Annotated in this window: 4 protein-coding genes; all 4 read right to left on the minus strand. The window is 56.5% G+C overall.

The window, feature by feature from the left end:
• Positions 1-992: 992 nt before the first annotated feature.
• A complete protein-coding gene (locus tag HMPREF0178_RS12810) occupies positions 993-1,181 on the minus strand; it encodes a twin-arginine translocase TatA/TatE family subunit (RefSeq protein WP_009368471.1) in 189 nt (62 codons plus the stop codon).
• 155 nt (positions 1,182-1,336) lie between these two features.
• Complete coding sequence (locus HMPREF0178_RS12815) at positions 1,337-2,107, minus strand: ABC transporter ATP-binding protein (RefSeq protein WP_009368472.1); 771 nt, start codon at positions 2,105-2,107, stop codon at positions 1,337-1,339.
• Positions 2,104-2,748, minus strand: a complete 645-nt coding sequence (locus HMPREF0178_RS12820; protein WP_232281274.1) for an ABC transporter permease — start codon at positions 2,746-2,748, stop codon at positions 2,104-2,106. Before HMPREF0178_RS12820 ends, HMPREF0178_RS12815 begins: the two co-directional genes overlap by 4 nt.
• Before the next feature lie 342 nt (positions 2,749-3,090).
• Positions 3,091-4,104, minus strand: a 1,014-nt coding sequence (locus HMPREF0178_RS12825; protein WP_369737309.1) for an ABC transporter substrate-binding protein, incomplete at its 5' end; no start/stop codon positions are given.

Below are 4,104 nucleotides of genomic sequence, written 5' to 3' on the forward strand. Positions count from 1 at the left end.
CTCTCGGCGTGAACCGAGAGGGGAGTTTTTAGGCACATATTCTGACACATATTTGCGGCCTATTTAGCCACATTTTGACACATTCTGCTGAGGGTAACATCTGTTATTTTAATATATTACAATATAGAAACAGGCCTGCGCATGGCCCAGTTCGGCAAAGAGGCGTGATACGAATAGGTAATGATTATTATATATTAACGAGTAGCACTCTTACGGATTACGGATTTTTCCCCAAGCCTTTCTGATGGACTGGATGGGCTTATTTATCGTAATGGATGATATGGGGAACTCCGGTTGCCTTGCCATATCCGCCTCATGTCATGCCTTTAATGCTTTGATCAGGACATGCCGGATAGAAATATCCCGAACAGCTCCCCTTTGTTCTTTTGGCCAGCACGCAGGTGTATGACCTATTGTTAAAGTCAACATCTGACCACCTTAATCGAATATTTCTAAAGGACCAACTCGCATCGCCATTTGCGACCCAAGGACAATAACACGGCGGATATGTTCAGGCACATGGGCATATACCTGCGCAATCTCTTGTTATGTTATGAAGTGCTCATACTCAACATCCGGAAGCTTTGGGAAACGAGGGAGTCCTTCAAGAAGTCGTTCCCACGCGTATGGGGATGTTTCCTTGACAGAAAGCCCCGGGGAGAAATCTCCGGGGCTTTTATATGGTGCACCAATATGAAGAAGGTGTGGCAAATCGCGCGCTGTGACAGCCCTCCTCCCTTCCACTTTAGGCTCAAACTCACGAAATCGCGTCCAACAAAAGTCGAATTTCTTGCTCAAAGGGTGGAGGCATAGTAGTGCTACGTTGAAATCCATTTTCCCTCCACAACGTAGCCATTTACAAAAAACGGCTTTGGGCAAAGGGGTTGATAAGGACTGAGGCTAAGACACAAAGCCAAAACGAAGGTCCCCCCTCCGTCTGGTCTTTAGGCATTGTCTACAAAAAGATATCAAAAATGTCAGGGCTGGTCACCCTACTTCGTAGTATCCTTTTCATCCTTTTTGAAGGTGGCATCCACTTCGTCCAGCTCGCTGGAGGCCTGTTTGAAGTTTCTGATAGCCTTGCCGAGCCCAGCCCCGATTTCAGGCAACCTGTTCGTGCCGAACAACACCATCACAACCAACAGTACGATGAGCAAATGCGGTATGCTGAATAAATCCATATAGGACTACCCCCTTACATCAATAAAAGTGATTACTAATAATTGAAAAGGACTTTTCTAACTCTACTGGATCAGTATAGCCGCATTCGACTAAAAAGCAAATTGTGTTTGTTGTACACTTCTCACATTTGAGTGGGTTTCCCCTAAGTGCCTTTTCATGACAGCAACAAAGGACCACCCTGCCCTGCCATACTTTGCCGTAAGATCGTCTTCAACTCCCGCAGTAGTTTCCGATCGGTAACGTCACCAGTTCGAGGAACCTCCACACGGCGGGAAGCCACGATGCCCTGCCCGGGAGCCATAACGCATACCTCATCGCCAAGCAGCAACGCCTCTTCCACATCGTGCGTCACAAGAATGATCCCCATGCCGATACGCGCATGTAAAGTCACAAGCAGTAACTGCATCTGTTCACGCGTGATGGCGTCCAGCGCGGCGAACGGTTCGTCCATAAGCAGTACGGGCGGCGACAGGGCCAATACCCGAGCGAGAGAAACCCGCTGTTTCTGTCCACCGGAAAGCTCTGCCGGAATCTGATTCTCCCGACCGGAAAGACCGGTCAGTGCCAGCATGTCGAGAGCCCGCGCACGCCGAGCGGCGGAGGGGATACCCGCGGCCTCAAGTCCGATCTCCACGTTTTCCAGCGCCGTCAGCCACGGGAACAGCGCGGGCTCCTGAAACACCACCGCCCGATCCGGGCCGGGGCCACCGCAAGGCCTGCCTTCCAGCGTCACTGTGCCCGCATCGGGCGCATCGAACCCGGCGAGGATATTCAACAACGTCGTCTTTCCACATCCCGAAGCCCCGATCAGAGCCAATACGCCACCACGGGGAATAGCAACCGATACGCCGGGCAGTACGAGCCGCGATTCGCCGCCCTTGCGGAAGGATTTCCATATTCCGGAACAGGCGAAAAAAGGCGTCACTGCCGCCTCAGGCTCACCGAGACCGCCGACAGCGCCCTCATAAGCAACATGTCGCATAGCCACCCCACCAGCGCGATCAGAATGATGCCCGAAACCAGCAGATCCACGCGCCCGGCCAGCCGCGCGTCCATAATCATTGCACCGAGGCCATCCGGAACGCCTGTCAGTTCTCCGAGCACCAAATACGAAAAACTCATGCCGAGCGCCACCCGCAAACCCGTCCGCACCTGCGGCATGGCGGACGGAATCACCACCCGGAAAAAAATGGCCCGCCGCCCGAATCCAAGCATCCGGCCCGCTCTGGTGAGTACCGGAGGCACTGAGGCCGCCCCCGCCGCCGCGTTGAGGTAGGCCGGAAAGAACCCCGCCAGCGCGATCAGGAACACGGTGGCCCGGAAGCCGATGCCAAGCCACAACAGAGCCAGGGGGAGCCAGCTTATACCCGGCACGGCGCGTACCCCGTTGATAATCGGTGAAAGCAGGCTCGCCAGAGCGGGACTCCGCCCTGAAGCCAGACCCAGCGCCACGCCGGGGATCACCGCCAACAGGTAGCCGCTCCCCACGCGCCCCAGGCTTGCGGACAGATCGCCCCAGAAACGCCCGGCATAGGCATCCGCATACCCTTCCGATACCGCGCCCATATACGCGCACACCGTTTCCCAGACCGTCCTCGGCGACGGCAGAAGATATTCCGGAGCAAGGCCGCTGGATGTTGCCAAGTTCCAACAAGTGAACAGGAGCAGCGGAAGGAGGCAAGGGAGGATGCGCCTCTTCGAGAGCCACGTCCCGGCAAGGCTTCCGAAAGCTCTTGACGAGTTTCCACGCGACCGCCCCTCTGGGGCCGCTCCCGCAGCACTCCGGCAAGGCGGCTCCCCAGCGAAACCTCTTTCACCGGATCCCGCTATCGGCTTAAAAGAGCCCTCACAGGGCACTTCCCCGCATCTCCCGGACTCCCGTTCCTTGCCCGCCGTCTTCATGGCGCCTTACTTACCTTGGCGCAGGGCGTCCACGAAGCGGCGATCCACCAATGCGTTGTAGTCGGGTTCCTTCTTGATGATGCCCAGTTCCAGCATACGCTTACCGAGGGCGGAAAGCTGCTTCATGAAGGTATCGTCCATATCCCACACGAGCTCCATGTTATCGGCGGCGTCACGCAGCACGTCAAGCTCCACGCCGAACATCTTCGACGATGTTTCGAGCCAAAACGCCTTGTCGGACATGCATTGTTCGGTAGCCTTCCGATGGGCGCGGAGCATTTCCATCACGCGTTCCGGGTTTTTCTCCACAAAATCGCGCCGCACGATCATACCGCTGTTGATAGCCCCGATGCCTTCACCATAATACGGATAGGCCAGAATCTCCCCGTAGCCTTGCCGCTTCGCCAGCGTGGGCAGAGGTTCGCCGGACAGGTAGGCGTCAATGTCGCCCCGGCTGAGGGCGGTTCCCATGTCGAAGAAGTCGATACGGACAAGCTTGGCGTCCTTATCGGGATTGAGCCCGGCACGGGTGAGCGTTTCCCGCAGCAGGATTTCATGCATTGTACCGGGTACATAGCCGATTTTTTTGCCTTCCAGATCCCCTACACTCTTGACGCCGCCCTTCTTCACCACAAGCGCGGAACATTTGTTGCCGAGCGAGGCGACAAGCACGATGGGTTCCCCGCGCGAGGCTGCTTGGATCGCCAGTGCCAGCGTGGTTCCGGTCATATCGAGGCTGCCCGCCAGCAGAGCGGCTTTCTGATCGCCCGGATTGGTGAACGGGTGCACCTTCACCGTTGCGCCGTTCGCAAACGGCTCATACAGGAACGGCTGGATGGTTTGGGCCGTTTTCCATGTGCCTACGTTCCACGTTTCCGCCGCCAGAGACGGCACACACAGGGTCAGGGCCAATACGAAGGTCAGGAGCAATTTTCTCATGTTGTGCGCCTCCGGCGGCAAGGGAGCTACCGCCCCCTTGACCCCTGTTTTGGGGGCGAGCCGCCCCCCAAGCCCCGGCAA

The organism is Bilophila sp. 4_1_30, from assembly GCF_000224655.1.
Classification (GTDB): Bacteria; Desulfobacterota; Desulfovibrionia; order Desulfovibrionales; family Desulfovibrionaceae; genus Bilophila; species Bilophila wadsworthia.

Bases quoted from the DNA above. Each gene is read 5' to 3' on its own strand.
- HMPREF0178_RS12820 (WP_232281274.1), bottom strand. From the start codon at position 2,748: ATGGGCGCGGTATCGGAAGGGTATGCGGATGCCTATGCCGGGCGTTTC.
- HMPREF0178_RS12810 (WP_009368471.1), bottom strand. From the start codon at position 1,181: ATGGATTTATTCAGCATACCGCATTTGCTCATCGTACTGTTGGTTGTG.